We start from the raw sequence: 25,950 nt of genomic DNA on the forward strand, positions 1-25,950 counted from the left end.
TATTGACATTAATTATGACAAGGGAGGTGAAGACAGGTGAATCACGAGATGCTTAACAACCGTATTAGCCAGCTGCCGATTGCTATGGCTGGCATTGTTCATACTTTTCTGACCAACGGGAGAAGTCTGTCCAATTTTGAATATACGGAAATTAACATTTGCGAGAAGATGCCTGCCTTGACCTCATTCGGACGATAAGCGATATTGCTTGAATTCTGAAGGGCCGCGGAGCTAACCTCCTGCGGCTCTTTTTGTGTTGCGGTCAGGATCTTCCAATCCATAGGAGGAACCTTATTATGATGATTATTAGTGCGCAACAACTGACTCAATACCACGGAGCACATCTGGTGCTGGATGGCATTACGTTTGAAATTATGGAAGGCGACAAGGTCGCCCTGATCGGCCGCAACGGCAGCGGTAAAACGACATTGATGCGTCTGATGGCACGACTGAACCAGCCGGATGAAGGACAATTGATGATCAAGAAGGATACACGTATTGGTTACGTCGCTCAGGTGCCGGAAGGAATGGACGATTACACAGTGCTGGATGTGCTGAGTCTTGGATTCAGGGAGCTTATGGCGTGCCGGAGTCAAATGAAGGATATGGAGCAGCAGATGTCCGATCCGGACTGTGCATCCGATCCGAACCAATTGGAGCGACTGTTGAAGCGGTACGCGGCCTTGCAGGATCAGTTCGAGCGCGAGGGTGGATATGAAATGGATGCCCGGATCGATCAGGTGGCGGACGGTCTGGATATTGCGAAGGAGCATTACGGATGGCGTTTTGGTTCGTTGTCTGGTGGTGAACAGACCCGGGTTGTGCTGGCTTCACAGCTAATTGTAAGGCCTGATCTGTTGTTGCTGGATGAGCCGACCAACCATCTTGATCTGGAGCGGGTGGAATGGCTGGAAGGATTTTTGCGTGAGTACACAGGTACGATTATCCTGATCTCACATGATCGCTACTTTTTGGACCGTGTAGCATCCCGGACGTTAGAGATGGAGGATGGAGAAGCAGAAACGTCCGCTGGCGGTTATACGGAATATATGAAAGTGAAGGAACAACGACTGTTGCAGCAATTCGAGGAGTTCAAGGAGCAGCAGAAGGTGATCAAAAAAATGAAAGAAACGATCCGCCAACTGGAAGAATGGGGCCGAGTCGGGGGAAATGAAAAGTTCTTCCGTCGCGCGGCTTCGATGCGTAAAGCAATCGAACGGATGGAACAGGTGAAACGCCCGGTACTGGAGAGGCGTAACGCCGACTTCGATGTACGTCCTACAGACCGTACGGGAAAACGGGTGGCTGTGATAGAACAAGTCGAAAAGGCTTATGGAGAACGCACAATTCTGTGCGGTGTATCGGGATTACTCGAATATGGCGAGAAAATTGCCCTCATTGGACGCAATGGTTCAGGCAAAACGACCTTGTTCAAGCTGTTACTGGGAGAGGAACAACCGAGTGCAGGCAACCTGGAGTGGGGTGCACGAGTGGACGTCGGCTACCTGGCTCAGCAGGAGGAGCCTTCCAATCCGAAGCTGAACGTGCTGGAGTACTTCCGTCTGGAAGCGGGCGTGGAAGAAGGAGAAGCACGCGGCATTTTGGCCCGATATCTATTCTATGGAGCAGATGTATTTCGCTCGGTAGGACAGTTATCCGGTGGGGAATGGACACGGCTAAGGCTGGCTCTGCTGGTTCAGCGCAAGCCGAATGTGCTTCTGCTGGATGAACCGACCAACCATCTGGATATCGCTTCAAGGGAAGCGCTCGAAGAGTCGCTTGTTGATTTCGAAGGCACGGTGCTTGCCATCTCGCATGACCGCTACTTCGTCAATCGACTTGCTTCCCGCGTGTGGGAACTGGAGAATGGGCGGATGACCGCTTATCTGGGAGACTATGAAGCCTATCGCGAGAAGAAGCTTGATCTGCAAGCTCGCGCAGCCGCGGCAAATCAGCATATAGCAGTTGTTGCCACTCCATCACGTGGGAGTTCAAAACCGAAACAGGAGACGAAGTCCGGTAGCACGCTTAATACAACGGCCACTTCCAAAAAGCTGTCCGCTGAACAATTGGAGCAGAGATTGGCCCGTCTTGAAGGGCAAATCCAGGAGATGGATCGTCAGCTTGAATCCTTGCAGGATAATCCAAACGAGCTGGAGCAAGTGTGGAACGAACGCGAGCAATTGTCTGGTGAATACAATGATATGTTGGCCCAGTGGGCAGAGCTGTGAGACAGGTCAGATTACGGAACTTATCTTGAAATAGATCTTGAAATAGATGAAGAAGGAAAGAAGGCCGGAGGGAGATCTCTGGCCTTTTTGATTTTCAAAGTTAGCTTTATAACGGGATGATATCCGAGGTAATTAGCTGGTAAAATTGTGTATCGCCACAATCTTATCTTTACTAGCATTTTGCATAATTCGATTCTTATTGTTCGCGGGCAAAAGATCTAGACGAATAGATTCATTTCGATCTATATCTTGCTGATTGAAAACCACTCTTGGGATTTATGCAAAATGCTTTTTTACATGTCATCGGGAATAGTGTAACTTTTTTCCTTCTCATGCGTTAAATACGTTTGTGTGTATTGAAACGGCTCCTCTTAGAGCTCACAGAAAGGCAGGTTATCGTTATTTATTATTCATTGACTTATCGGAACTGGTCGGATGACCGGCAGGTGGAGACGGGCGTACTGGAGCAGGTATCGGGTACTCGCGATGAGCTTTTCATGCGCAAGCTGGTCGATGCTACCCTGATGAAAAATAAGCTCTGGGCGCATCTATCCAATGAATCCGAGGATCGTCGGGAGCATGCAGTTTACGTGACCGAGTATGACAATCAAAAACCTGCGGAATACGGTACAGCGATTGCGGACGCTGCACTGGCAATGTGTAAAATGTCCTCCATGTACAGTGCGGAATACATGCTGTGGAATGGGTGTGCATTTCAGGAATTGGACTTGGCAGAATCCTCCTCGTACACGATGGAGCTTGCCGAGCAACTGCTGGACCATTACATGGTCCGGGGCGGTACGACCTATGAATTTGTGTATTCCGTGTTGGATGCGGATCGCAAGAAAGTGTTGTTTTTGTTGAAGGAGGTAGATTTGTAATGGACGAAAATCCCAAACCCAAACCTGGATCACGCGCCAAGCTGGTTGCCTTCTCGCTAATGCTTGCGGTTCCAGCCTTATTATCCGGTTGTAGCAGCAATAGCGATGAGTGTGACCCGGAATACGATACCGGATGTGAATATGACTCCAGCAGTGGGCACTATTATTACGGTGGCGGATCGTCCTATCGGAGCAACAAGGACAGCAGATCCTACAGCAAATCCAGTTCAAAATCGAGCGGCTTTGGCAGCTTCTTCCGCAGTTCGGGAGGTTAGAACCTGATGAGGAATATATACCAACTGCCATTCAGTCATGAAGAAGTATTCAGGGGTGAAGCAGGGCAGCAGGTTCCCTACCATCGGATGTATGGCAAGCAATATTGTGTGCCTGCATTGACGGTTTATTCCCCTGCAGAGATGCAGGAATTGCGTGCAGCAGTTGAGGCTGTAGACGGGATTTATTGCAAGGTGATGCGTTTTATTCAGCAATACATGCCCGACTCTTTCCTGGAGCAGCAGTTGGGCATTCATCCCGGCCTTATTCCGGCGGCTCGTCTGGAGATGGTGACAGGCGGGATTACTCGGCAGGACTGGATTATTGGGGAAGCTGGACCTAAATGTATCGAAAATAACACGGATACCCCAACCGGCATACCTGAAGCAGCTGCATTGGAAGGTATTTTGGTGGGGATGGTTGAAAAAACATCGCTCCATGCTCCGTCCAAAGGAATGGATGAATGTATCCGGGAATGCTTTCACCGCTGGCTGGATGCTTACGCACAGCAGGGTTTGCTGGGCCCGGTGACCTTTACTTCATTTGGAGAGCATGTGGAGGATCGGACCAATACGGAGTATCTGATGAAGCTGTGCCAGGAGGAGGGGTATGAAACGTTCTACGCTCCACTGGAGGAGTTGGAGATTATTCCAGGGGAGGCGCTCTACCATCATGGACGCGAGATCAACCTGTTGTACCGGCTCTATCCCCTGGAATATCTAATCGATGATCGAGATGAAACGACCGGCGTGGACATCGGCGCAGCACTGCTTGAATTGGTTCAGGATGGCCGCCTGGGCCTGATGAATCCTGCACAGCATGTGCTGATGCAGAGCAAGGGTTTCATGGCGGCGATCTGGTCACTCTATGAACGCAATGAACAAACCATGGAATATTGCGGGTTTCGGCTGTTTGATGATGCAGAGTTAGCGGCGATTTCGCGTTATCTGCTACCGACTTATTTCGAAGCTGGACCTTTCGAATGGAGCGCAATGCCCTATGTGGCTAAAAGCTATTGGGGCCGCGAAGGTCGAGGCACATCGCTGCTGGGTGAGGGATCGGATCATCATGGGGGCCAAACTGCTGCTTCACATAAGTTGCACGCCCCGATGAACTCCAACACAACAGACGAACTGCAAGAAGATGAGGAGATCGCAGCCTATTATAATAATCAGCCTAAAATATATCAGCAGCTGGTACCGATGGAACAGGCCGTGATTCAGACAGAGGATGGCGAATACAGCGGTTATTTGCTTACAGGAGTGTTTGTCATCGGTGGACGTTTTGCCGGTGTGCTGCCCCGGATCGGGGAGAAGGTAACCGGAGATATGGCCTATTATTGTGCGGCTGTGGTCAATGAACGGATGGATGACGAGGAGGAGAAGGAATGGACAATTTGGGATTGAACCTGCTGAATGTAGCGGTAGGTGTAGGCATTCTGCTGGTAGTATTGGTATGTGGGTATTTCGCTTTTAGCCAATTGACCCGGTATAACGATAGCGAGGAAATCGCGAAAGGTAACGAGGCGGCAGGCATGTATATGGGCAGCAAATTGCTGGGCCTGTGTATCATTGTGGGCATGGTGTCCTTCTCCACGCATTCGTGGCTGGATATGCTGCTCTGGTCGGCGCTTGGAATCATTATTTTGTGTCTGGTCTATATTATATTTGACTTCCTGATTCCCAAGATGCGGGTCTGTGACGAAATCGCACGAGGGAATATGGCGGTAGCACAGCTGCTGCGTTCCATTATCATCGGCGTTTCCATCGTCATCGGTACGTTTTTGATGTAAAATAAACCCTAGTGTTTATTTGGAATGAATATCAATTCAACGAAGAAGGAGCGCGGCATCATGAGAAAAGTCATCATCGATACAGATACAGCAGGAGACGATACGATTGCGATCCTGACGGCACTGCACCATTTCCAGGTGGAGGGCATTACGATTACAGGTGGGAACGTACAGTTTGACCAGGAGGTTGAAAATGCCCTGTACACTGTACAGGTTGCGGGACATGGCGGCAAGGTGCCTGTGTACAAAGGGTGCGAACGCCCATTGATGGCCTATGGTAAGGCCCAGCACCGCACGGTGGAAGACGTACATGGCGATGACGGCATGGGCGGAGCCCATTTCCCGAAGGCAGACCAGCGTCCAGAGGCAGGGCATGCGGTTGATTTTATCATTGAAAAGGTACACGCACATCCGGGCGAAATCTCGCTTCTGGCCATTGCACCCCTGACCAACATTGCGATGGCAATCCAGAAGGACCCAACCATTATTCCGGAGATTGCTCATCTCTACATCATGGGTGGAACGAATAATGCACTGGGTAATATCACACCAGCCGCGGAGTATAACTTCTATGTAGATCCGGAAGCAGCCAAAATTGTATTACACGCAGGCATTCCGACCACCATGGTTGGCTGGGAGATGTGTACTCAATATTCTGTTATGGATGATGATGATCACGCTGAAATTGCAGCACTGGGTACATCTGGTGCCAATTTCTTCACAGCCATCAACAAAGTGGTTATGCAGTTCAACAAATCGGTACATAAACTGAATGGCACCACTCACCCGGACACGTTGCTGATGGCTGTTGCCGCAGATGAGTCGCTCATGACCAAATCCGGTCAGTATTATGTGGATGTAGAAGCAGCAGGAGAGTTAACACGCGGATATAGCGTTGTGGATATCAACGGACGTTTCGGTAAAGAGCCGAATGTACGTGTTTGCGAGGCCATTGACCGTCCGAAATTCAAATCCATGCTGCTGGATGTGCTCTCTGCTATTCAATAAAATTGTGGTTTTAACTCCAATAAAAGTATTCATCATCCGTGCCTATTCCAGGTACGGATTTTTTTTGCCTATTTTAGGTCTAACTACTTCACCTGTCGTAGTAAGTTGTGATATACTTCAACTACTACGACAGATGAAGTAACGGAGGAGGATTACCTTTTGTGATCAGCAGTGACGTTATACGCGGCTACAACGATACGCTAATTCTCTATATGCTGCTGGAAGGGGAGTCGTACGGGTACGAGATTTCCAAAAACATCAGACAGCTGACAGATGAGAAGTATGTGATGAAAGAGACGACACTATACTCTGCCTTCACCCGATTGGAGAAGAACGGGTACATTGAATCATTCTACAGGGATGAGAGTCTTGGAAAGCGGCGCACGTATTACCGGATCACGCCGCTCGGCCTCGATTATTACAAGGAAAAATGCGAGGAATGGAAGGTTACGCAGGAGGTTGTGAATCTATTTATCAGGGAGTGGTGACAGAGCATGGAGACGATTATGGTGTATCTGGAAAACATGTTTGCTAATCTGCCGAAGACCTCCGAGGTGGAGCATTTGAAACAGGAGCTTCTCTCGGGGATGGAAGATAAATACTTGGAACTGAAGCGAGAGGGCAAATCAGAGAATGAGGCGATTGGTATTGTGATTTCGGAATTTGGCAATATCGAGGAGTTAACAGCTGAGCTCGGTATTCAACCAGCCGGGATTGAGGAAGCAGCACCTGTGCTGACAGAGGAAGAGGCTTACGATTATGCTGCTGTCAAACGCAGCGTGGGTCTATGGACCGGCTTGGGCGTTTTTCTCTGCGCAGCGGGGGTTGCATTCCTGATATTCCTTGATACATTTTTTGAACACAACAATATCAAGTCCATGACAGGATCGATGGAAACGGGTAGCCTGCTGGGACTAATCGGGATGTTTGTACTGATCGCCATTGCAGTCGGCATGTTTATTCACAGCGGGATGAAGCTCGATCGCTTCAAGTATATGGAGAAGGACTTTCAGTTGCCCTATGCGCTCAAGATGTCGCTTCAACGCAATCAGGCCCATTTCGCGCTGACGTACCGCGTTTCAATCATTACAGGCGTCGGTCTGTGCGTGCTGTCACCCGTTTTTATTTTTGCGGGTGCATATATTAACGATGTCTATGCATCTTACGGTGTCTCTCTCTTTATGTTAATGGCAGCGGTGGGCGTTTTCCTGTTCATCTATTACGGTAATATCCAGGGGGCTTACACGAAATTGCTGGAGGAGCCACACTTTAGTGCTGATAAGAAGAAGCAGGAAAGGGTTGTGGGCGCAGTGGGGGCAATCGTATGGCCTTTGGCTACGGCGTTGTTTCTGTTTACGGGCTTTGTATACCAGCGATGGGACGTTAACTGGGCCATATTTCCGATTACAGGTGTGTTGTTCGGCATGTTCAGCAATACCTATCATATATTAAAGCGGAAAAATCATTCCTGATGGTTTGCTATGCGCGTGCGCTACCCATTTGTTGACAACGCTTCGGGTGTGTTAAAGTGAAGGAAATGTTACAGCGGAGACCCTTTAGTTTAACTTTTGAGCGTCTGGCAGGAGGAGTGGCACAATGTTATTTTATTTTGTAGCACTGCTGGTTACCTTGGTTGATCAGGGAACCAAGATGGCGGTGAGGATGTATATGGAAGTTGGGGACACGATGAGGCTTGGCGACTCGGGAATGCAATTGCAGCATTATGAGAATAGTGGAATGGCAGGCAGCCTGTTTCAAGGGAATGCGCGTCTTTTCGGTGTGGTCGCCATTCTATTCGTGGCGGGTATGATGTATTATCGGAGAAAAGGTGAGATTCGCGGTTTCTGGATGCAGGCAGGTGCCGGTTTCATGGTCGGTGGTGCTTTGGGTAATGCAATCGATCGTTTTATCTACGCACGCGTAACGGATTTCCTCGTATTTCCGTCGGGACGTGGTATTCTCAATTTGGCGGATGTAGCGATAAATGTTGGCGTGGTTATGCTGGTCATCGGCATGTTAATCCGTGCATTTCAGAGTTACCGAGCCAAGCGTTTACGTAATGCTTTGCCGAAAATAGAGCGTTGATAAAGAGTTAACAACAGCTGTGATGTAAGCAGCGTAACTGAATACATGATGGACATTGGATATATTCCAATGTCCTTTTTTTGTTATGTCGACGAGCGGACTCGCGGTCAGTGGGACTGATTCATTTTTACCGAAACCGTTTTAGGAATAATAGGACACATTATAGTCAACGCTCTAAGTATAAAACGGTGGAAGGATTAACCACGTGGTTACTTCACTAATTTAATGGGTAAATCTTTACGTATATAAGCTGAGGGAGGTACAACATGAGAACATCGCTTACCAAGGCACTCGGGTTAATGCTGCTTTGTGGAATAACGGCTGTACTTCTGTCTTCCTGCACTAGCGGGAATAATACCAATGGCAAAGTGCAGGTTGAATTTTTTCAGAACAAACCCGAAGCCAAAGGAACCTTTGACGAGTTAATCAAAACATTCAACGCCGAACACTCCGATATTCAGGTCACTCAGGTGAATCCACCTGACGCGGAGACGGTGCTGAAGACACGTGTGGTGAAGAACGATGTACCAGACATTATGGCAATGGGGGCAACCGATACCTATTCCATTCTTGCACAGAGTGATATTTTCGCCGATCTGACAGACAGTCCACTGTTAAAAACGATCGATCCCAACTACATAAAGATGCTGAAGGATGTCACGGGCATGGATGAAGTGACAGGTGTTCCATACGCAACAAATGCAAACGGCATCATGTACAACAAAACCTTGTTTAAAGAAATGGGTCTGAACGTACCCAAGACCTGGGACGAGCTGATTGCTACAGCCAAAAAAATTAAGGATGCGGGTAAAATTCCATTTTACTTCACATATAAGGATGATTGGCAGACGAATCTGCCGTTCAATGCACTCGGACCTAACTTGGTTGGTATTGATTTCTACCTGGAGCGTCGCGAGAACAAAGTGACCTTCAAGGAGAAATACCGTGAGGTTGCGGAGAAGCAGTTGGAGCTGATGAATTACGGTCACGGCGACAACTTCGGTAAAGCGTATTCGGATGGTAACCGTGCCTTTGCCAATGGTGAAGCTTATATGTACATCCAGGGTACCTGGGCGATCTCCGAGATTCGTAAAGCGAACCCGAATGTGGACATTGGTTTCTTCCCATTCCCGACAGGTAACGATCCGAGCCAGATCAAGTTGGTGAACGGAATCGACTCCCTGTTTACCATTTCAGCGAATACACCAAACAAGGAGCAGGCCGAGCAGTTCATCGCGTTTCTGCTGGAGCCTGAAAATATAGGCAAGTACATTAAGGAACAGACGCTGTTCTCTGCGGTGGAAGGTGTAAAACAAGATGATCCTGCTGTACAGGAACTGACACCTTACATTGAGCAGGGCAAGGTTATCGACTTCGCCGATCACTATATTCCGGCTGCGGTGCAGCTGAATTCCATCGTACAGTCCTTTTTGCAGAACAAGAACATCGACAACTATCTGGATACACTCGACAAAGAATGGGACAAGGTAGCGAATCGGCGATAACGCCTTGTCCGAAGGAGGATGGAGTATGAACAAGCGCATCGCGCCTTATTACTGGATGACGGTTCCGGCGGTAATACTGTTCTTTGTATTTATGACGCTGCCGGCCCTCCAAGGGATCTATTATTCATTTACGAACTACAACGGGTTCGGTAAAGGTTATGATTTTGTTGGATTCAAAAATTATTTCAATCTGTTTCAAGATGACAATGTAGGCAACGCCTACTGGTTTACCTTCAAGTTTGCGATCGTTGTAACGATCCTGACGAATATTCTAAGCCTGCTCATTGCACTTGGGCTGAATGCCAAGATCAAGTTCCGTAACTTTTTCCGTGGCATCTACTTCTTGCCGAATATCCTGAGTGTATTGATCGTAGGTTACATATTTAACTACCTGTTCTCCAACGTATTCCCGATATGGGGACAAAACCTGGGCATCAACGCCCTATCCACCAACATTCTGGGCAGCGAAAGCCTGGCATGGATTGGGATCGTGATTGTAGCGGTATGGCAATCCGTCGCGTTGAATACGATTCTGTATTTGGCGGGCTTGCAAACCATCCCTACGACATTGTATGAAGCATCCAATCTGGACGGCGCCGGCAAATGGCGTGAATTCTGGAGCATTACGTTTCCACTTATTGCCCCGTTCTTCACGATTAATATGGTGCTGGCGATGAAAAACTCACTGATGGTCTTTGACCAGATCGTGGCCTTGACGAATGGTGGACCGGGACGGGCAACACAGTCCATCTCCCATCTGATCTACACGGGTGGATTTGAAGGCGGCGAATATGCATATCAATCTGCGAACTCGGTTATCTATTTCATCGTTATTGCGGTGATTTCGATTCTGCAAATCCGGTTCCTGCAAAGAAGGGAGACGGATCTGTAATGAGAAGCCGTTTACGTACCAACTGGCCCGTTATGTTGTTAATTATTCTGGGTACCTTGTTCATTCTGTTCCCTTTATATATGACGGTTACAATCGCATTGAAAAATCCGGAGCAAATGGCCCAATCGGTCTTTGCTATTCCGACAACGCTTCACTGGGAGAACTTTGCAAGTGCAATAGACATGACAAACTTCTTCCAATCGTTCCGTAACAGTGCCATTGTTACTGCGTCAACAGTCATTCTGACCTTGCTCAGTAACTCTATGGTTGCTTACGCGATTGCCCGGAATATGGAGAAGCGGAAATTTTTCAAAGGGCTGTATTATTACTTCGTCAGCGCGATGTTTATTCCGTTTCCAATCATCATGCTGCCGATTGTTAAGCTGACTGCATCACTGGAAATGACCAATCTTCTGGGTCTTATCCTGCTGCATACGGTGTATGGTCTCGCCTTTAACGTATTTGTGTATGTAGGTTACATTCGGTCCATTCCAGTAGCGCTGGAGGAAGCAGCCTTCGTAGATGGAGCAACAACCTGGGGCACATTCTGGAAAATCATTTTCCCATTGATGGCGCCGATCAGTGCCACGGTTGGTATTCTAACTTGTCTGTCTACCTATAATGACTTTCTGCTGCCACTCATTATTATTAGTGATCCGGCACAATACACGCTTCCACTGGTACAATATGTGTTCCAGGGTCAATTCAATACTGACTTCAACCTGGCGTTTGCATCGTACCTGCTGGCGTTGCTGCCGATGATCATCATTTACCTGTTTGCACAAAAATGGATTATCAATGGTGTAACGCAAGGTTCAGTGAAATAAATTGGGGAGTGATTGGTGCGACACTGATGATTAGCATCCTGCCGATCCTGATCGCTTTCCTCGTCTTGAGCAACCGAATTGTAGAAGGTATTGCTGCCGGATCGGTAAAAGGATAGACCCATGTATTCCAGATGATTAAATGGCTAACTTAAACCTTGGACCCTTACACATCCCGATCCAAAAGGGATGTGTGAGGGTTTTTGCTCATCGCCCTGGACTTCTTCTATCTCCTGAGATCGTGTATTTATAACGAGTATATCAATTCAGTTATTCTCTATAATGCAAACTAAATGAAAGAACTGAAAATACCTATTATTGGAATTTCAAAAAACTTTCAAGTTTTTTCGCAAAACTACTGCATTTTCAAACCACCTGTGCTAACATACCCTAAGAATTAAAGCCCACACGGGAAAGGTGAGAAAATGACAGCAATATCCTCAACCAAAGAGTCCCTGCGTTCGGATGCCAAGGATCTGAATCTGATTCGGCTAACATGGCCTATTTTCCTGGAACTCTTCTTGTTTATGTTGATGGGGAGCGTGGATACGTTCATGCTCAGTTCAGTGTCCGATAATGCAGTATCCGGAGTCGGAGCAGCCAACCAGATTATTTCCATTGCGATTCTTGTACTGGAAGTCATTGGACATGGCGCTGCTATTGTTGTGGCACAATATATTGGTTCGAAGAAGTTGAGTGAGGCGGCACAGGTCACAGGTAATGCGATTACACTAAATCTGATTGTTGGACTGATCCTGAGCGGAAGCTTCCTTCTGTTAGGAGGACATCTGCTTACACTGCTTCATATCCAAGGTGAAATATACGATTTTGCCCGTTCTTATATAAGTATTGTCGGAGGCGGGATCTTTCTTCAGGCGCTGATTAACGCGCTGGCCGCGACGATTCGTACGCATGGTTATACCAAAGAGACGATGTATGTTTCCGTTCTGATGAACGTGATTCACGTCGTTGGTAACTACGCTCTTATTTTTGGCCATTTCGGCATGCCGAAGCTTGGTGTAGAAGGGGCAGCGATCTCAACGGTCGGAAGCCGTCTGATCTGTTTGATTATTTTCTTCTGGTTGCTCTATCGGGTTATGGATGTAAGGGTAGAGTTTAGCTATTACATCAACCTTTCGAAGAAGTTTATCAGCAAAATCTTGCGAATCGGTATTCCCTCTGCACTGGAATCCGTTGTATATCAGTCCTGCCAGCTCGTCTTCACACTGTACGTAACCTATCTGGGTGCTGAAGCGATGGCAACCCGGCAATATGCGGGTAATATTTCAAGCTACATCTATCTATTCAGCATGGCGATCGGAATGGGAACTTCCATTATTGTTGGCCGACTGGTCGGTGCACGGCGCAAGAATGATGCATACAAACGCGTATTCGACAGTGTAAAATGGGCGCTGCTCGCAACGGTTGTGATCGATGTAATTATTATTCTCTTCCGTGTTCCGCTGATGAGTGTGTTCACGGATAATCCGGAAATTATCAAGCTAGGGGCACAGGTCATCCTGCTAAGTCTTCTGCTGGAAACCGGGCGAACCTGCAACATTGTGATTATTGGTTCCCTTCGTGCCGCAGGTGATGCAAAGTTCCCAGTATACATGGGACTGATCTCCATGGTCTGCATGAGTCTACCGCTGGGCTATCTGCTGGTGTTCAAGCTTCACATGGGGCTCGCCGGTGTCTGGCTTGCTATTGCCGCAGACGAGTGGACACGAGCTGTCATTATGTATTTCCGTTGGAAGAGCCGGGCTTGGGAGAAACATGATCTGTTGGATCATGAGGAGGAAGTTGGAGCTCAGCCGGTGCCGGCAGTATGATGTTGATTTTGGAAAATAATTTCGATTTGAGTGGAGTATAGAAATAAAAAGACGCCTCACTTGGAGTCGTTAGTCTTATTAAAGAAGAAGAGTCAATCATGGGATGGAGCACTCCTCCTTATGGTTGGCTCTTTTTGTTGTGTTTGGGGTATAAAAAAAGTGGAGCGAAGTCGAAGCTGAGAGGATACAGTATATCTGACGTTTCTCACAAATCGAAAAGTCCTCCATAGCTAATCAGGCGATACCTTGTTAACATAGATCCAAAGAATACGATAACTCATGACACATATAGAGGATGATTTCGATGAATAAAAAAGTATTGGTCGTGGATGACGAGTCAAGCATTGTCAGTGCCATTGCTTACGCGCTGCGGCGCGAAGGATATGAAGTAGAGACAGCAAATGACGGCGAAGAAGCGCTGGTCAAGGTGGCGTCATTCCATCCGCAGGTCATGATTCTGGATGTGATGATGCCCAAGCTGGACGGATACGGCGTATGCCGCAGGTTGGAGGATCGAGAGGATATCGGCATTATTTTGCTGACCGTCAAAAATGATATCGTGGATAAGATCGTCGGACTGGAAATGGGCGCGGATGATTACATGACCAAACCGTTTGAGATCCGCGAACTGCTCGCCCGAGTAAAGGCATTGATACGCCGTGTGGAGAAAAGCAGCCCGTCCCCTGACGACCAGAAGAATCAGGTTATCGTCAATGGAACACTGCGCATCCATATCGCTCACCGCACCGTGACGGTGAATGAGGAGAAGCTGGATTTGACGCCAAAAGAGTTCGACTTGCTGACCATTCTGATGTCCAACCCCGAGCGTGTATACACGCGGGATGATCTGCTGGACCGGGTGTGGGGCATGGAATATGCCGGGGGCACACGCACGGTGGATATTCATATTCAGCGGCTGCGCAAAAAGATCGGCGATACCGATCAGCAAAAATTACAGACGGTATACGGCATTGGCTATAAGGCATCAGCCCCTGAACCGGGCGGCTCGGTATGAGAATCAGCATCAAGCTGAAGTTCAGCGTTTTTCTAGCTGCATTGCTAATCCTGACCGTCGTTGTGCTCAGCTCGCTGGTATTGCGAGGTATTGAGCGCAACCAGCAGACGCAGATCGAGACCATTCTGTCCCAGCAGACCCGTCTGGTGAATCTGAATGTGCGGCAGTCTTACTATACCGAGTCCGTTCGTCTGGAGCAGGAGGTTTTTTTACAGCAAAATGGCCGCAGGTTGGCTCAAGAGCTTGCAAGCTCCACAGGTCTGCCCATCGCGCTTTATGATATGAAGGGACAGCAGGTTGGTTCATCAATCATGTCTGAGGAAAGTGCAGATATCACAGCGACGCTGAACTATGCGCTGCAAAATAAAATTGCTTATCACGAACAGGGGGATACCCTGCTATATGTAGCACCGCTGGACGGACCGGATGGACAGATGGGTGCTGTACGCATGCAGTATCCGGTTCAGAGCTATCATGAATTCTATGCCCGTATCCTTCAGTTGTTTATGTGGGCAGGGATTGCGGTTGTTGGGTTAAGCTTCATTCTGGGATATCTCTTCTACAATCGCTTTGCCGTTGCCATAACCCGCTTGAAGAAGTCTGCCGATTCCATTCGTGAAGGGCATTATATTACTGAATCACCTGTGAGTCGCAAGGATGAGTTAGGTGAGCTGGGGCAGGGCATTTATTATATGAGTACATCGATTCAGCAAAATATTGAAGCCATGCATGCGGAGCAGCAGAAGCTCCAGCTCGCTATCGAGAAGCTTCAGGCCCTGGAGCAGCAGCAGAAACAATATATCGGCAACATCAGCCATGAGTTCAAGACGCCACTTACGTCGATTAAGGCATATGTGGAGCTGCTGGACATGTATAAGGATGATCCACAATTGCTGGATGATGCCACAAGCAATATTGGCAAGGAAACCGAGCGGCTGTACGAGATGGTTGAGAAGGTATTACATTTATCAGCCCTGGAGAAATATGATTTTGAGAATCAGGCGGAGGACGTGGAGGTTCGTGCTCTACTGGAGGATGCCTGTGGCCGGATGCGGGGCAAAGCCGAGAAGTTTGCGCTGAACATGGAGCTGACGTTACTGCCTGCGGTGATCCGCAGCGATCGGGAGAGCCTGATGCATATTTTCATCAATCTGTTGGATAATGCGATCAAATATAATGTGCCGGGAGGTGTCATCCGGGTAAGCAATGAACTGCGAATGCAGGAGCGACAAGCGGTAATTCGCATCTTCAACTCGGGGACGCCCATTCCGGATGAGGCGAGCGAGAAAATCTTTGAACCCTTTTATACCGTCAATAAAGACAGGGCCAGAAAAACCGGGGGAACCGGGCTGGGACTATCACTCGTCAAGCAATTTGTAGAGAAGCAGGGCGGCACAATCTCATTGTTGCCGGGCGATCCGAAACACGGGGAAGGAACGACGTTCCAGCTTGTTTTCCCTCTTGCCCATTCAAGTTTACAAGTTGGAAACAAGTCTGAATAACTTTGGAAGTATGCGATGTGTATGCTTGGTCTATAGAAAGCACTCAGGAGGGACCATGATGAATTGGAAACAGGCGGCTATGGGCACGCTCGGGGCGATTGTCCTATTATCGGCAACAGCATGCGGGGGAACAACGAAACCAGGGGATAATACACAGAACGGGAAATCAGGCACGGATATTACAGTCAAGGACAATACAAATACATCGGTATACCAGAGCTTTAAGCTGGAGAAAATCGATAAACTGTCGAATATGCGCGGGGTAGCATGGCTAAGCAATGACTGGATTTTGTCGGATAAAGTAAACGAGTCCATGAAGCCTGTCACCGTTGAGGGTGAGAAACGTTACCCGCATAACTTATACATGTACGATCTTACAAAGGGCACAGATACACCCGTGAAGGAAAGTGAAGTGAATCTGGGCTCACCACTCGTGTCCCCGGATAGTCAGTATATTTTCTACAGAGAACCAGAGGAATCGACGGGCAAAGGCTTCATTCTGAACCTGCACAACGGGGAAGTGGTTCCAGCAGGCAATGACGATGGATTTGTCTTTGAAGGCGCATGGCTGGATAAGGAGCATGTCGTTTTTCCAAACATGAATGGGGATATCATATCAGCAAGTGTGGATGGAACAACCAAAGCGCTGGTCAAGACGGGGAACTTCAATGTAAGCAGTGTCAGCGTTTCGGGTAATGTAATTTACTACATCACAGGCACGGACGGACAGTTGAATAGCTACGATACGAAGACCGGTGAAGTGAAGCAGGTGTTGAAAAGTGTAGAGAGGGTAATCCCGTCCAACGATGGATCAAGACTGGCGATTGTGAAAAAAACAGCCGATACCAAACGGGCGCTGGTGCTAACCGATCTGGAAGGGAATGAAAAAGCCACGCTTGCCAGAGGCACGCAGATCTTCGGCACGAGCTGGTCTGGTGACGATTCCAAAATCGCCTACACAATCAATTCGGAAAGTGACGATGAAAAAGGGCTGTTCGTCTCTAATACGGAATCGGCGGAGCAGTTCCAGATCTCGGCCGAAATGGATAACGCATCTGATCCACTGAGCTGGAGTCCGGAAGGCAACCGAATTTTGCTGTCACAGGCAGTGCAGGAAAATGAATCATACCACTTTGTCACCTCGGTCATTACGATCTCGCAGTAAATCATCATCGAAGAAGAAGTAAATTAGCAGAGCGGGCCTGACTCATATCGAGTTGGGCTTTTTCTGTACCTTTAACGCTGGTTTTCTGGGTTATACTGAAGAGACGAGAAGTAAAGGGGGAACATGATCATGGATGAAAAGGACTGCCGTCTGCTGCTGAGCGTTTCCGAAGAAAGTAGTCTGACCAAGGCTGCGGAGCGCATGTTTATGACCCAGCCAGCTTTGACATACCGTTTGCAGCAATTGGAGAAGGAATTTGGCGTGCCACTTATCGATAAAACGTTAAAAGGTGCCAGATTTACTCCCGAAGGAGAGCATCTCGCGATTTATGCCCGTAAAATGCTCAATGAGCTTAACCAGGTCAAGGAACTGCTGTCGAACATTCGGAATGAGGTTAAGGGAACGCTGCGTCTCGGGATTGCCAATCATTATTCGTTGTACAAGCTTCCTCCCTTGTTAAAGCAGTTCAAGGAACTGTACCCTGAGGTTCAGTTTGCTGTGACCTGTGCTCTGAGTGTGGAGGTTATGGAACTGTTAATGCGGGATGAAATTCAGGTAGGGGTCATCCGGGGGGAGCATCCATGGTATGAGGGGAAACATCTGCTGCACGATGAACCGGTCTGTATTGTATCCCGTGAACCCATTAATCTGGATGAACTTCCCGAGCTTCCGCAAATTGCATTTCAGGAGCCCTTGACGAAAACGGGTGGAACTCCTGTGAGCCCCTTCCGAGAGGGAGTAGCGGCCTGGTGGTATGAGCGCTATGAATGTTCACCAACCGTAACGATGCGTGTGGACAGCTATGAGACATGTAAGGAAATGGTGCGTTATGGGCTTGGTTATGCCATTATTCCGGGTATTTTCGTGTCTGATTCGGATGGCCTTCACCAGCAGGAATTGATTCGACAGAATGGACAGGGATTGCGGCGTAATACGTGGTTAGTGTATAAGGAAAGTGTGCTGCAGCAGGCAACGGTGGGTCGCTTTATTGACTTGATGAAAACGGCTGGAACACAGCATGTTGTGGACGGAAGCTAGATACAGACATAGCGGAATAGATGCATTTCTTTATGCATAATTATCCGATATTTTATTATCAAATAAGGAATTTTATTGCTGTTTGGCAGTGTCATTTTTATAGGGAGTACCCATTCGAAGGATGTACATAAGATTAAAATGTATACCGATGCCGTCTTGGCTAATATGAAAAATAACCAGTAATATACTGACATCTAATGATATCCATATGTTATTGTCTAGCGAGTCCATAAAATTTTTTATGGGCTATTCCTTAATTTTTTTGAATTTACTTCTGGCTTGGTCACACATACAATATATCCAATCTGATTGTATATTTATTCGATTGAATTGAATATAGAAATGCTGTATTTGGAGAAAGGCGGCAAAACAATATGTATCCTGACCCAGCTCATATGAAGCAAAAAATCAAAGAAACCGTAGATCGGCTGGACCCTGACTTGCGGGAATTATCCCTGCGCATTCACGCTAACCCTGAACTTAGCTTTCAGGAAGTCCAAGCACAACAATGGTTAACCGAACCGCTGGAAGCGGCCGGATTTCAGGTGGAAAAAGGCATTTCAGGCCTCGACACCTCGTTCCGTGCTGTATGGGAAGGCCAGCCAGGTGGACCCACGATTGCACTGCTCGCTGAATATGATGCGCTGCCCCGCATCGGACACGCCTGCGGACACAATCTGATCGGAACCTCTGCTGTAGGTGCAGCACTGGCGCTCAAGGAATCTTGCCCTGATCTTCCGGGACGGATCGTCATTCTTGGCACACCGGCTGAAGAAGAGGGCGGCGGAAAAATCATTATGGTGAACGATGGCGTATTCAATGAGATTGATGCCGTCATGATGTGTCACCCGCAGCAAAAAACGATGGTACTGAGAGGTGCGCTGGCCTGTGTGGACGCAACCTTTACGTTCCACGGCAAACAGGCACATGCTGCCTCATCTCCTGAGAAAGGTATTAGTGCACTGGATGCCTTGGTCAACGCGTACGCGGGTATAAACTCACTGCGTCCTTATTTGAAGGATGACGTTAGGGTGAACGGGATTATCACCAAGGGTGGAGATGCGCCCAACGTGGTGCCTGAGCTGGCTGAAGCCGTATATATCATTCGGGCGAAGACAGTCGAAGAGCTGAAAATCGTCATGGACAAAGTATATCGCGTCGTGCGCCATGCTGCGGAAGGTGTTGGGGCTACGGTAGATATTACGGAAGGCCTGATCTATGCCGAGCGGAATAACAACAAGACTCTGGCGGGTCTGTTCCAGCAGAACCTGGAGGATATGGGTATTGAAGTGCATGATCCACCGCAAACAGGTGGTGTTGGTTCATCGGATATCGGTAACGTAAGCCAGATTACAGCCGCAATCCATCCGTATATTCGGTTAGGAGATGCGACAACACACACACCTGAATTTGCCCGGCTTGCCGGAGCAGAGGAAGGCATGATTGAGCTAAACCGTGCGGCGAAGGCACTTGCACTGACGGCGTTCGATTTGTACGCAGACAAGGCAGCATTGCAGCAGGTACGTGATGAATTTAAAGCATGGAAACAACAGAAGGACGAGGGATGATGAATTGGAAAACATAACAAAACAACCACAACAACGGCGCAAATGGTTTAAGATGCCTCACACCTTCGTCATCTTGTTTATTCTGGTGCTGGTAGCTACTGTGCTGACCTACATTATTCCTGCAGGGGAATTTGATCGGGTTAAGGATGAGGCGACAGGCAAATCCTTGCTCGTTCCAGGTTCATATCATCATGTAGAGGCCAATCCAACGGGATTATGGGATATTCCCAAGTCCATCGTTCGCGGACTGGTTGACTCCGCGGACGTTGTATTCTTTATTTTCATCATCGGCGGAGCATTTCAGATCATTACGAGTACGGGAACGATTGAAGCCCTTACAGGTAGGGTAGCCCGTTCGTTCGCCAACAAGGGATTATGGGTCATTCCGGTATTCATCACCTTGTTCTCAGTTGGTGGATTCACGATGGGCATGTCCACAGAGGTTATGGTCTTTGTACCGATCGGGATTGCCATTGCGCGTGCGCTGGGGTATGACGCTCTAACCGGTACGGCGATGATCTCGCTGGGGGCCTCGTGTGGTTTCACTGCCGGACTGCTCAATCCGTTCAACGTAGGACTGGCTCAGGCCATTGCAGAAGTTCCAATTTTCTCAGGGATGTGGCTTCGTGCAATTATCCTGGTGTGTCTCATCTCCGTGACAAGTATCTATATTATGCGGTACGCGTCCAGAGTGAAGTCTGATCCAACACGTGGTTTGGTGCATGAGCTGGAGCAGGAGCAGGCAGCAGATACACCTGCGGTGGACCTGAACAAACTGCCAACGATTCGCATCACACATATTCTGACTATCATTACAATTGTAGCTGGCTTTGCCCTGTTAATCTGGGGTGTTTCCAAAGAAGGCTGGTGGATGGAAGAACTGGCGGCCCTCTTCCTGAGCATGGGCGTGATCGCTGGTCTTGTCTCCGGGTTCGGTCCTAGTCGAATTGCAAGTGAATTCGTCAAAGGTGCTAGTGGCATCGCTTATGGTGCCTTTATCATCGGTCTGGCAAGAGGTATCATGGTTGTCCTCGATCAGGGTAACGTGATTGACTCCGTAGTATACGGAATGTCTACAGCGGTTGGCGAATTGCCGTCCTCCGTGCAGGTACTGGGTATGTATTTCTTCCAAAATATCATGAACGTGTTCATCACCTCGGGTACAGGTATGGCAGTGACAACGATGCCGATTATGGTTCCATTATCGGATCTGCTCGGGGTTACCCGTCAGACTGCCGTACTGGCTTTCCAGTTCGGAGACGGATTCACCAACATGATTCTGCCAACGTCTTCAGCCTTAATGGGCAGTCTCGCGGTATCCGGCATTCCGTATCAGAAATGGGTTAGATTCTTCTGGCCGCTGATGGTCATGTGGATCGCTATGGGTATTGTATTTATGCTGATCGCCAATGCCATTCAGTATTCTTAATCGTTCGATTGAGACAAGCAGCGAAAAATGTATTCCATAACTTACATTCCTTTCTATACATTTATATTGACTAAGCTATTCCGCTTCCGATAAACTAGAATGCAGGAATAAAAGTCGAATGTTCAAAGCAGCAGTTCGAGACATTGTTTCGGACGGCTGTTTCTTTTCTTTTTCATAAGCAAGGTTGCAACGTTTTAGTCTTGTCGGATGATCCGGCCAATAACAACATGGAATAGGAACAGGTGATACACATGTGTAACAGCGCGTACCGCGTGCTTTTATATTATAAGTTCGTGAAGATTGAAGACCCTGAAACGTTTACGCAAGAGCATCTGCAATACTGTAAGGACCTGGGTGTAAAAGGACGTATTCTAATTGCCTCGGAAGGCATTAACGGTACCGTATCCGGTACACCAGAGCAAACCGAGCAGTACATGAAGGATATGCATGCCAACCCGCTATTCAGCGATATGGTATTCAAGATTGATGATGTCGAAGAGCATGCGTTCAAAAAAATATTTGTTCGTCACAAAGCTGAGCTGGTTACATTCCGTGTGGACGAAGACTTGGACCCGAACGAAGTTAGTGGTAAACGGTTGTCCCCGAAAGAATTTTACGAGCATCTTCAACAGGAGGATGTCATTGTAATTGATGGCCGCAATGACTACGAGTACGAGATTGGTCATTTTCGAGGTGCGATTCGTCCGGACGTGGAGTCGTTCCGCGAGTTTCCGGAATGGATTCGGGATAACCTGGGCGACATGAAGGACAAAAAGATCATTACTTACTGTACTGGCGGTATCCGTTGTGAAAAGCTAACCGGGTTCATGATTAAGGAAGGTTTCCAGGACGTGGCTCAACTTGATGGCGGAATCGTGACCTATGGCAAGGATGATGAGGTACAAGGTCGTTTGTTTGATGGGAAATGTTATGTTTTTGACGAGCGTATTTCCGTGCCGATTAACCGGACGGATGAAGATATCGTGATTGCCAGCTGTTATCACTGTGGAACGACGCATGACCGTTATATTAACTGTCCAACCTGCAACCTGCAGCATGTAAGCTGTGAGGATTGCGAAGAGACGCATAACCGCTTTTGCTCGGATGCCTGCCGGGAGGCAGCACCGGTAACCGCATAAGCAGGGAGAGCAGGTGCTGATCGTGAAGCGCGAAGAGGAACGAACGACGCGTGAACGGATTTTGTTCATGCTGAAGCAGCAAGGCACAATGACCGCAAGGGAAATGACAGCTGAGCTTGGTCTGACCGGCATGGCGATTCGCCGTCACCTCACGGCACTGGAGCAGGAGGGATGGATTGAAGTTCGGGAAGCCAGAGCTACAGCTGGACGTCCCTCCGCCGTATACCATTTGACGGTACGCGGGGATAGCTTTTTCCCAAAATCATATTCATCACTGACCCTGGAACTGCTGGAGGAACTGTCGGATTCAGCGGGCAGCGGTGTCGTGGATGCATTGTTCGAGAGCCGCCGGGACAAGCTGCTTCGCAGCGGACAGCCACAGATGCAAGGTCAGGATCTGGCCGGACGTGTCGAGGAACTCGCGCGCATTCAGAATGCAAACGGATATATGGCCGATGCCTCCAAGGAAGAGGATGGCACCTATGTGCTTACCGAGCTGAACTGCCCTATTGTGCAGGTAGCGAGTGTCTATAAACAGGCTTGCCGCTGTGAACTGGAACTGTTCCGTTCATTGCTGCAGGCTGATGTGGAGCGCACCGAATGTTATGCGGATGGCGGCAAAAAATGCACGTACCAGATTCGCGAAGCGGCTGGGAATTAGCATGTATAGAGATTGTTTCGATCACTCGGAACAGTCTCTTTTTTGTTTGGAAAATGATGTAAAAACGTTATATTAAGTATTAGATGCGTGTTATTATTAAATTTACATCCAGCTCAAAAAAATGCGTAGCGATTAACATTGTTAATTTCAATATGCTCGCTAATGATCATTATCACAACGTATTTCATTTAAGAGAAGATCATACAGATATATCCCTGACAGATGATATAGAGATTCATTTTAGGCGAAATTTCGAAGTTAAAAGACAACAACATTATGATGAATGATGGATTAGTGCGATGGCTATTATTTTTAAAGGGGATAACCAAGTCTAGCTGGGAGGAGTTATTGATGCACGAACCGGAACCGGCGTTGAAAAAAGCCATGAGTGTATTGGAGTTTCTGAGCCAGGATGAGCAAGCACGTCAACAATATATCGACCGTCAGAAATTTCTGTGGGATGAAGTTTCCATGATTGAGGGCGCACGAGAAGAAGGTCTCAAGAAAGGCTTGGAGGAAGGCATCCAAAAAGGAATCGAAGAAGGCATCAAAGAAGGCATCAAAGAAGGAGAAGCAGAGAGTAAACGTAAAATCGCAATCAATATGCTCGTTTTGGGGCTTGATCAAGATACCATTATCAAAGCTACCGGGCTAACATTATCTGAACTAGAAGAATTGAAAAAAGAAAAAGAATGATGTGTATTTTCTCTTCACCCAGTTGTATATCCTTTCTTAGCAGAGGCCTTATTGCAAAATTGCAGAGGCCTTTTTTTGTTTTATGTAATGTTTTCTCTCACGTATCTGCAATGAATGCAAATTGGAAGCGGTTCAACCATTGACGGGAAACAGGTCGCACCTTAATATTAGGGAAACAATAAAATACCAACACGAGTCATGGACTTCAGTCGCATGAGAAAAGTCTATATTTGTCTGCTTTTGTCGGTCAAAGCAACAATGCGTTGAAGCGTTCGTTTTGTCCCGCCCTATCGTGTCACTTGGATAACGATGAGGGCATCAACATTTTAGAAGATGGAGAGGGGTTCTCACACATGAAAAAGAAATGGTTAATGTCTCTGATGATGGTTGCATCTATGATCGTAGCGGCAGGTTGCGGAAATAACAGCGGCGGTAGCACAACGACCGAGGGATCAGGCAGCACAACAGGCGAAGGTACGGCAGAAAAATCATATCGCATTGCGATCTCACAAATCGTCGAGCATCCATCGTTGGATGCCACACGTGAAGGATTTATTGCAGCGCTGAAGGATGCTGGTCTTGAAGAGAACAAGAACTTGACGATTGACTACAATAACGCGCAAGGCGATTCAACGAACAACCTGTCCATTGCCCAGAAGATTGCCGGGGATTCCAAAAATGATCTGGTCCTTGGGATTGCAACGCCATCCGCACTGGCCCTGGCTCAACAAGTGAAGGACAAGCCATTGCTGTTCGCGGCAGTGACGGACCCGCTGGGTGCCAAACTGGTGAGTGACATGGACAAGCCAGGTGGTAACGTAACAGGTGCATCGGATACGAACCCGGAGGCGATCGTGCAATTGGCTGATTTTATAGCCAAATATTTACCGGACGTGAAGACGGTAGGTCTGGTTATTAACGAGGGCGAACCGAATGCGGTGGTGATGGCGAACAATGCGGAAAAAGCGCTGGCAACACATAATATCAAGCTGGTCAAAGCACCAGTTACGAACACATCCGAAGTAAAACAGGCAACCGATTCTCTGGTTGGCAAAGTGGATGCCTTCTATATCACGCTGGATAACTCGGTAGTTAGCGCAGTGGATACAATCATCCAGACCGCGAACAAAAATAAAATTCCGTTCTTCTCCAGTGACCGGGATACCGTGGAAAAAGGGGCTTTCGCAACCGTTGGCTTCAAATACTACGATCACGGATACCAAGTGGGTGAAATGGCTGCGGACATTTTGAAAAATGGTACGAAACCGGGCGACATGAAAGTCACCGTGCCGGACAAGCTGGATCTGATTCTGAACCTGAAAGCTGCTGAAGCTCAAGGCATCACTGTTACTGATGAGATGAAGGCAGAAGTGAAGGACCAGGATAACAACATTATTCAATAATCTGACCGGAGATCCTCCGGCAGTACGGATGCGAGGCGGACGTGCAGGCGGGTTCGCCTCATTCTTTTCGATAGACAGGGAGGAAGCAATGTGAATTTGACTTGGGGTTCAATTGAAGGGGCAATCGAGCTTGGATTGTTGTATGCACTGATGGCATTGGGTGTATATATTACATTCCGCATACTGGACTTCCCCGATCTCACCGTAGACGGAAGTTTTACAACTGGAGGCGCAATCGCGGCGGTCATGATATCCAACGACTTCTCTCCTTGGCTCGCTTGCTTGGCAGCAATGGCTGGAGGAATGGTGGCTGGCGCCTGTACAGGTCTGCTGCACACCAAAGGCAAAATTAACGGGCTGTTATCCGGTATTCTGATGATGATTGCTCTGTATTCAATTAATATGCGTATTCTCGGCGCACCGAACAAATCCATTATGGGCATGGATAACCCCTTCTCGGGTGAGCATGTCATGGTTATCATTATCGTAGTTGTGCTGGTATTCAAAATTATGCTGGATCTGTTTATGAAAACAGATATCGGACTGGCACTGCGCGCCACAGGTGACAACAAACGCATGATTCGCAGCTTCGGCGCGAATACGGATGTGACCACCATTGTTGGTGTCAGTCTGTCCAACGGACTTGTTGCGCTGTCTGGAGCATTTATTGCACAGCAATCCGGTTTTGCAGATATTACGATGGGAATTGGTATGATCGTTATCGGACTGGCCTCCGTTATTATAGGGGAAGCCATTCTGGGTGCAAGAACCGTATTCTGGGCCACACTTGCGGCCGTTGTCGGTTCAATTATTTACCGGATTGTGGTCGCGATCGCACTCCAGGTAGAATGGTTCGACACATCCGATCTGAAGCTGATCACCGCGGTGATCGTTATTATCGCACTTGTTTTCCCAACCATGCAGCGCTCCATGAAGCAGAAAAGCCTGGCTCGCAAACGAACCGAAGAGCTTATGGGCTCGTCGAGCCAACAGGCGAAGGGAGGCATGTGA

Annotated in this window: 26 protein-coding genes and 1 pseudogene; all 27 read left to right on the plus strand. The window is 48.0% G+C overall.

Translation table 11 applies throughout. The annotated features are described in order from the left end of the window. The first annotated feature begins 36 nt into the window (after positions 1–36). The 27 genes and pseudogenes from CRO25_RS33370 (at position 37) to CRO25_RS14430 (ending at position 25,950) form a co-directional block, all read left to right on the plus strand. Positions 37–198 (plus strand): hypothetical protein, encoded by a 162-nt coding sequence (locus tag CRO25_RS33370; RefSeq protein WP_162842465.1) that lies wholly within the window; start codon positions 37–39, stop codon positions 196–198. A 98-nt stretch (positions 199–296) separates the two neighbouring features. Beyond that, complete coding sequence (gene abc-f / locus CRO25_RS14315; protein ID WP_079695453.1) at positions 297–2,231, plus strand: ribosomal protection-like ABC-F family protein; 1,935 nt, start codon at positions 297–299, stop codon at positions 2,229–2,231. 413 nt (positions 2,232–2,644) lie between these two features. Further along, complete coding sequence (locus tag CRO25_RS14320) at positions 2,645–3,112, plus strand: hypothetical protein (RefSeq protein WP_079695454.1); 468 nt, start codon at positions 2,645–2,647, stop codon at positions 3,110–3,112. After that, complete coding sequence (locus CRO25_RS14325) at positions 3,112–3,387, plus strand: hypothetical protein (RefSeq protein ID WP_079695455.1); 276 nt, start codon at positions 3,112–3,114, stop codon at positions 3,385–3,387. The genes CRO25_RS14320 and CRO25_RS14325 overlap by 1 nt, the downstream gene beginning before the upstream one ends. 6 nt (positions 3,388–3,393) lie before the next feature. Beyond that, complete coding sequence (locus CRO25_RS14330; RefSeq protein ID WP_079695456.1) at positions 3,394–4,791, plus strand: glutathionylspermidine synthase family protein; 1,398 nt, start codon at positions 3,394–3,396, stop codon at positions 4,789–4,791. Next, positions 4,773–5,177: a DUF350 domain-containing protein gene (locus CRO25_RS14335; RefSeq protein WP_063567587.1), complete on the plus strand. Its 405-nt coding sequence runs from the start codon at positions 4,773–4,775 to the stop codon at positions 5,175–5,177. Before CRO25_RS14330 ends, CRO25_RS14335 begins: the two co-directional genes overlap by 19 nt. 60 nt (positions 5,178–5,237) lie before the next feature. Further along, a complete protein-coding gene (locus CRO25_RS14340; RefSeq protein WP_079695457.1) occupies positions 5,238–6,185 on the plus strand; it encodes a nucleoside hydrolase in 948 nt (315 codons plus the stop codon). Between the two features lie 161 nt (positions 6,186–6,346). Then, positions 6,347–6,673 (plus strand): PadR family transcriptional regulator, encoded by a 327-nt coding sequence (locus CRO25_RS14345; RefSeq protein WP_079695459.1) that lies wholly within the window; start codon positions 6,347–6,349, stop codon positions 6,671–6,673. A 6-nt stretch (positions 6,674–6,679) separates the two neighbouring features. Beyond that, a complete protein-coding gene (locus tag CRO25_RS14350; RefSeq protein ID WP_079695461.1) occupies positions 6,680–7,657 on the plus strand; it encodes a permease prefix domain 1-containing protein in 978 nt (325 codons plus the stop codon). 124 nt (positions 7,658–7,781) lie between these two features. Beyond that, a complete protein-coding gene (gene lspA, locus CRO25_RS14355; RefSeq protein ID WP_063567589.1) occupies positions 7,782–8,270 on the plus strand; it encodes a signal peptidase II in 489 nt (162 codons plus the stop codon). Between the two features lie 299 nt (positions 8,271–8,569). Further along, a complete protein-coding gene (locus CRO25_RS14360; RefSeq protein ID WP_097115781.1) occupies positions 8,570–9,775 on the plus strand; it encodes an ABC transporter substrate-binding protein in 1,206 nt (401 codons plus the stop codon). Between the two features lie 25 nt (positions 9,776–9,800). Continuing rightward, the gene (locus CRO25_RS14365) at positions 9,801–10,667 is read left to right on the plus strand and encodes a carbohydrate ABC transporter permease (RefSeq protein ID WP_063567591.1); all 867 of its coding nucleotides are present in this window, start codon (positions 9,801–9,803) and stop codon (positions 10,665–10,667) included. Next, positions 10,667–11,494, plus strand: coding sequence for a carbohydrate ABC transporter permease (locus CRO25_RS14370; RefSeq protein ID WP_053782648.1), 828 nt, complete (start codon positions 10,667–10,669; stop codon positions 11,492–11,494). The genes CRO25_RS14365 and CRO25_RS14370 overlap by 1 nt, the downstream gene beginning before the upstream one ends. Before the next feature lie 2 nt (positions 11,495–11,496). Next, positions 11,497–11,610, plus strand: a pseudogene (locus CRO25_RS33045) (carbohydrate ABC transporter permease); the annotation flags it as partial. A gap of 306 nt (positions 11,611–11,916) precedes the next feature. Further along, entirely contained in the window at positions 11,917–13,323 is a 1,407-nt protein-coding gene (locus CRO25_RS14375) for an MATE family efflux transporter (RefSeq protein WP_063567592.1), read from the plus strand. 304 nt (positions 13,324–13,627) lie between these two features. Further along, positions 13,628–14,338 (plus strand): response regulator transcription factor, encoded by a 711-nt coding sequence (locus CRO25_RS14380; protein ID WP_079695464.1) that lies wholly within the window; start codon positions 13,628–13,630, stop codon positions 14,336–14,338. Beyond that, positions 14,335–15,840 (plus strand): HAMP domain-containing sensor histidine kinase, encoded by a 1,506-nt coding sequence (locus CRO25_RS14385; RefSeq protein WP_079695465.1) that lies wholly within the window; start codon positions 14,335–14,337, stop codon positions 15,838–15,840. The genes CRO25_RS14380 and CRO25_RS14385 overlap by 4 nt, the downstream gene beginning before the upstream one ends. Positions 15,841–15,898: 58 nt before the next feature. Further along, positions 15,899–17,005, plus strand: a complete 1,107-nt coding sequence (locus tag CRO25_RS14390) for a DUF5050 domain-containing protein (RefSeq protein ID WP_079695466.1) — start codon at positions 15,899–15,901, stop codon at positions 17,003–17,005. A 129-nt stretch (positions 17,006–17,134) separates the two neighbouring features. After that, the gene (locus CRO25_RS14395) at positions 17,135–18,043 is read left to right on the plus strand and encodes a LysR family transcriptional regulator (RefSeq protein WP_079695467.1); all 909 of its coding nucleotides are present in this window, start codon (positions 17,135–17,137) and stop codon (positions 18,041–18,043) included. 395 nt (positions 18,044–18,438) lie between these two features. Then, positions 18,439–19,611 carry a M20 family metallopeptidase gene (locus tag CRO25_RS14400; protein WP_256337986.1) on the plus strand — a complete coding sequence of 391 codons (1,173 nt, stop codon included), beginning with the start codon at positions 18,439–18,441 and terminating at the stop codon, positions 19,609–19,611. A 4-nt stretch (positions 19,612–19,615) separates the two neighbouring features. After that, positions 19,616–21,040: a YfcC family protein gene (locus CRO25_RS14405; protein WP_244192812.1), complete on the plus strand. Its 1,425-nt coding sequence runs from the start codon at positions 19,616–19,618 to the stop codon at positions 21,038–21,040. A gap of 251 nt (positions 21,041–21,291) precedes the next feature. Next, a complete protein-coding gene (locus tag CRO25_RS14410) occupies positions 21,292–22,179 on the plus strand; it encodes a rhodanese-related sulfurtransferase (RefSeq protein ID WP_063567600.1) in 888 nt (295 codons plus the stop codon). Between the two features lie 13 nt (positions 22,180–22,192). Then, complete coding sequence (locus CRO25_RS14415) at positions 22,193–22,840, plus strand: metalloregulator ArsR/SmtB family transcription factor (RefSeq protein ID WP_090809140.1); 648 nt, start codon at positions 22,193–22,195, stop codon at positions 22,838–22,840. 152 nt (positions 22,841–22,992) lie between these two features. Further along, complete coding sequence (locus CRO25_RS33890) at positions 22,993–23,127, plus strand: hypothetical protein (protein WP_256336484.1); 135 nt, start codon at positions 22,993–22,995, stop codon at positions 23,125–23,127. Continuing rightward, on the plus strand, positions 23,117–23,536 hold the full coding sequence (locus CRO25_RS14420; protein WP_079695470.1) for a PD-(D/E)XK nuclease family transposase: 420 nt from the start codon (positions 23,117–23,119) through the stop codon (positions 23,534–23,536). Before CRO25_RS33890 ends, CRO25_RS14420 begins: the two co-directional genes overlap by 11 nt. A 353-nt stretch (positions 23,537–23,889) precedes the next feature. Next, entirely contained in the window at positions 23,890–24,939 is a 1,050-nt protein-coding gene (locus tag CRO25_RS14425; protein WP_079695471.1) for an ABC transporter substrate-binding protein, read from the plus strand. A 150-nt stretch (positions 24,940–25,089) separates the two neighbouring features. Further along, a complete protein-coding gene (locus CRO25_RS14430; protein WP_063567616.1) occupies positions 25,090–25,950 on the plus strand; it encodes an ABC transporter permease in 861 nt (286 codons plus the stop codon).

Source organism: Paenibacillus sp. RU5M (assembly GCF_900221055.1).
Classification (GTDB): Bacteria; Bacillota; Bacilli; order Paenibacillales; family Paenibacillaceae; genus Paenibacillus; species Paenibacillus marchantiae.

Bases quoted from the DNA above. Each gene is read 5' to 3' on its own strand.
- abc-f (WP_079695453.1), top strand. From the start codon at position 297: ATGATGATTATTAGTGCGCAACAACTGACTCAATACCACGGAGCACAT.
- CRO25_RS14325 (WP_079695455.1), top strand. From the start codon at position 3,112: ATGGACGAAAATCCCAAACCCAAACCTGGATCACGCGCCAAGCTGGTT.
- CRO25_RS14330 (WP_079695456.1), top strand. From the start codon at position 3,394: ATGAGGAATATATACCAACTGCCATTCAGTCATGAAGAAGTATTCAGG.
- CRO25_RS14335 (WP_063567587.1), top strand. From the start codon at position 4,773: ATGGACAATTTGGGATTGAACCTGCTGAATGTAGCGGTAGGTGTAGGC.
- CRO25_RS14340 (WP_079695457.1), top strand. From the start codon at position 5,238: ATGAGAAAAGTCATCATCGATACAGATACAGCAGGAGACGATACGATT.
- CRO25_RS14350 (WP_079695461.1), top strand. From the start codon at position 6,680: ATGGAGACGATTATGGTGTATCTGGAAAACATGTTTGCTAATCTGCCG.
- lspA (WP_063567589.1), top strand. From the start codon at position 7,782: ATGTTATTTTATTTTGTAGCACTGCTGGTTACCTTGGTTGATCAGGGA.
- CRO25_RS14360 (WP_097115781.1), top strand. From the start codon at position 8,570: ATGCTGCTTTGTGGAATAACGGCTGTACTTCTGTCTTCCTGCACTAGC.
- CRO25_RS14365 (WP_063567591.1), top strand. From the start codon at position 9,801: ATGAACAAGCGCATCGCGCCTTATTACTGGATGACGGTTCCGGCGGTA.
- CRO25_RS14370 (WP_053782648.1), top strand. From the start codon at position 10,667: ATGAGAAGCCGTTTACGTACCAACTGGCCCGTTATGTTGTTAATTATT.
- CRO25_RS14375 (WP_063567592.1), top strand. From the start codon at position 11,917: ATGACAGCAATATCCTCAACCAAAGAGTCCCTGCGTTCGGATGCCAAG.
- CRO25_RS14380 (WP_079695464.1), top strand. From the start codon at position 13,628: ATGAATAAAAAAGTATTGGTCGTGGATGACGAGTCAAGCATTGTCAGT.
- CRO25_RS14385 (WP_079695465.1), top strand. From the start codon at position 14,335: ATGAGAATCAGCATCAAGCTGAAGTTCAGCGTTTTTCTAGCTGCATTG.
- CRO25_RS14390 (WP_079695466.1), top strand. From the start codon at position 15,899: ATGAATTGGAAACAGGCGGCTATGGGCACGCTCGGGGCGATTGTCCTA.
- CRO25_RS14395 (WP_079695467.1), top strand. From the start codon at position 17,135: ATGGATGAAAAGGACTGCCGTCTGCTGCTGAGCGTTTCCGAAGAAAGT.
- CRO25_RS14400 (WP_256337986.1), top strand. From the start codon at position 18,439: ATGAAGCAAAAAATCAAAGAAACCGTAGATCGGCTGGACCCTGACTTG.
- CRO25_RS14410 (WP_063567600.1), top strand. From the start codon at position 21,292: ATGTGTAACAGCGCGTACCGCGTGCTTTTATATTATAAGTTCGTGAAG.
- CRO25_RS33890 (WP_256336484.1), top strand. From the start codon at position 22,993: ATGCTCGCTAATGATCATTATCACAACGTATTTCATTTAAGAGAAGAT.
- CRO25_RS14420 (WP_079695470.1), top strand. From the start codon at position 23,117: ATGATGAATGATGGATTAGTGCGATGGCTATTATTTTTAAAGGGGATA.
- CRO25_RS14425 (WP_079695471.1), top strand. From the start codon at position 23,890: ATGAAAAAGAAATGGTTAATGTCTCTGATGATGGTTGCATCTATGATC.
- CRO25_RS14430 (WP_063567616.1), top strand. From the start codon at position 25,090: ATGGCATTGGGTGTATATATTACATTCCGCATACTGGACTTCCCCGAT.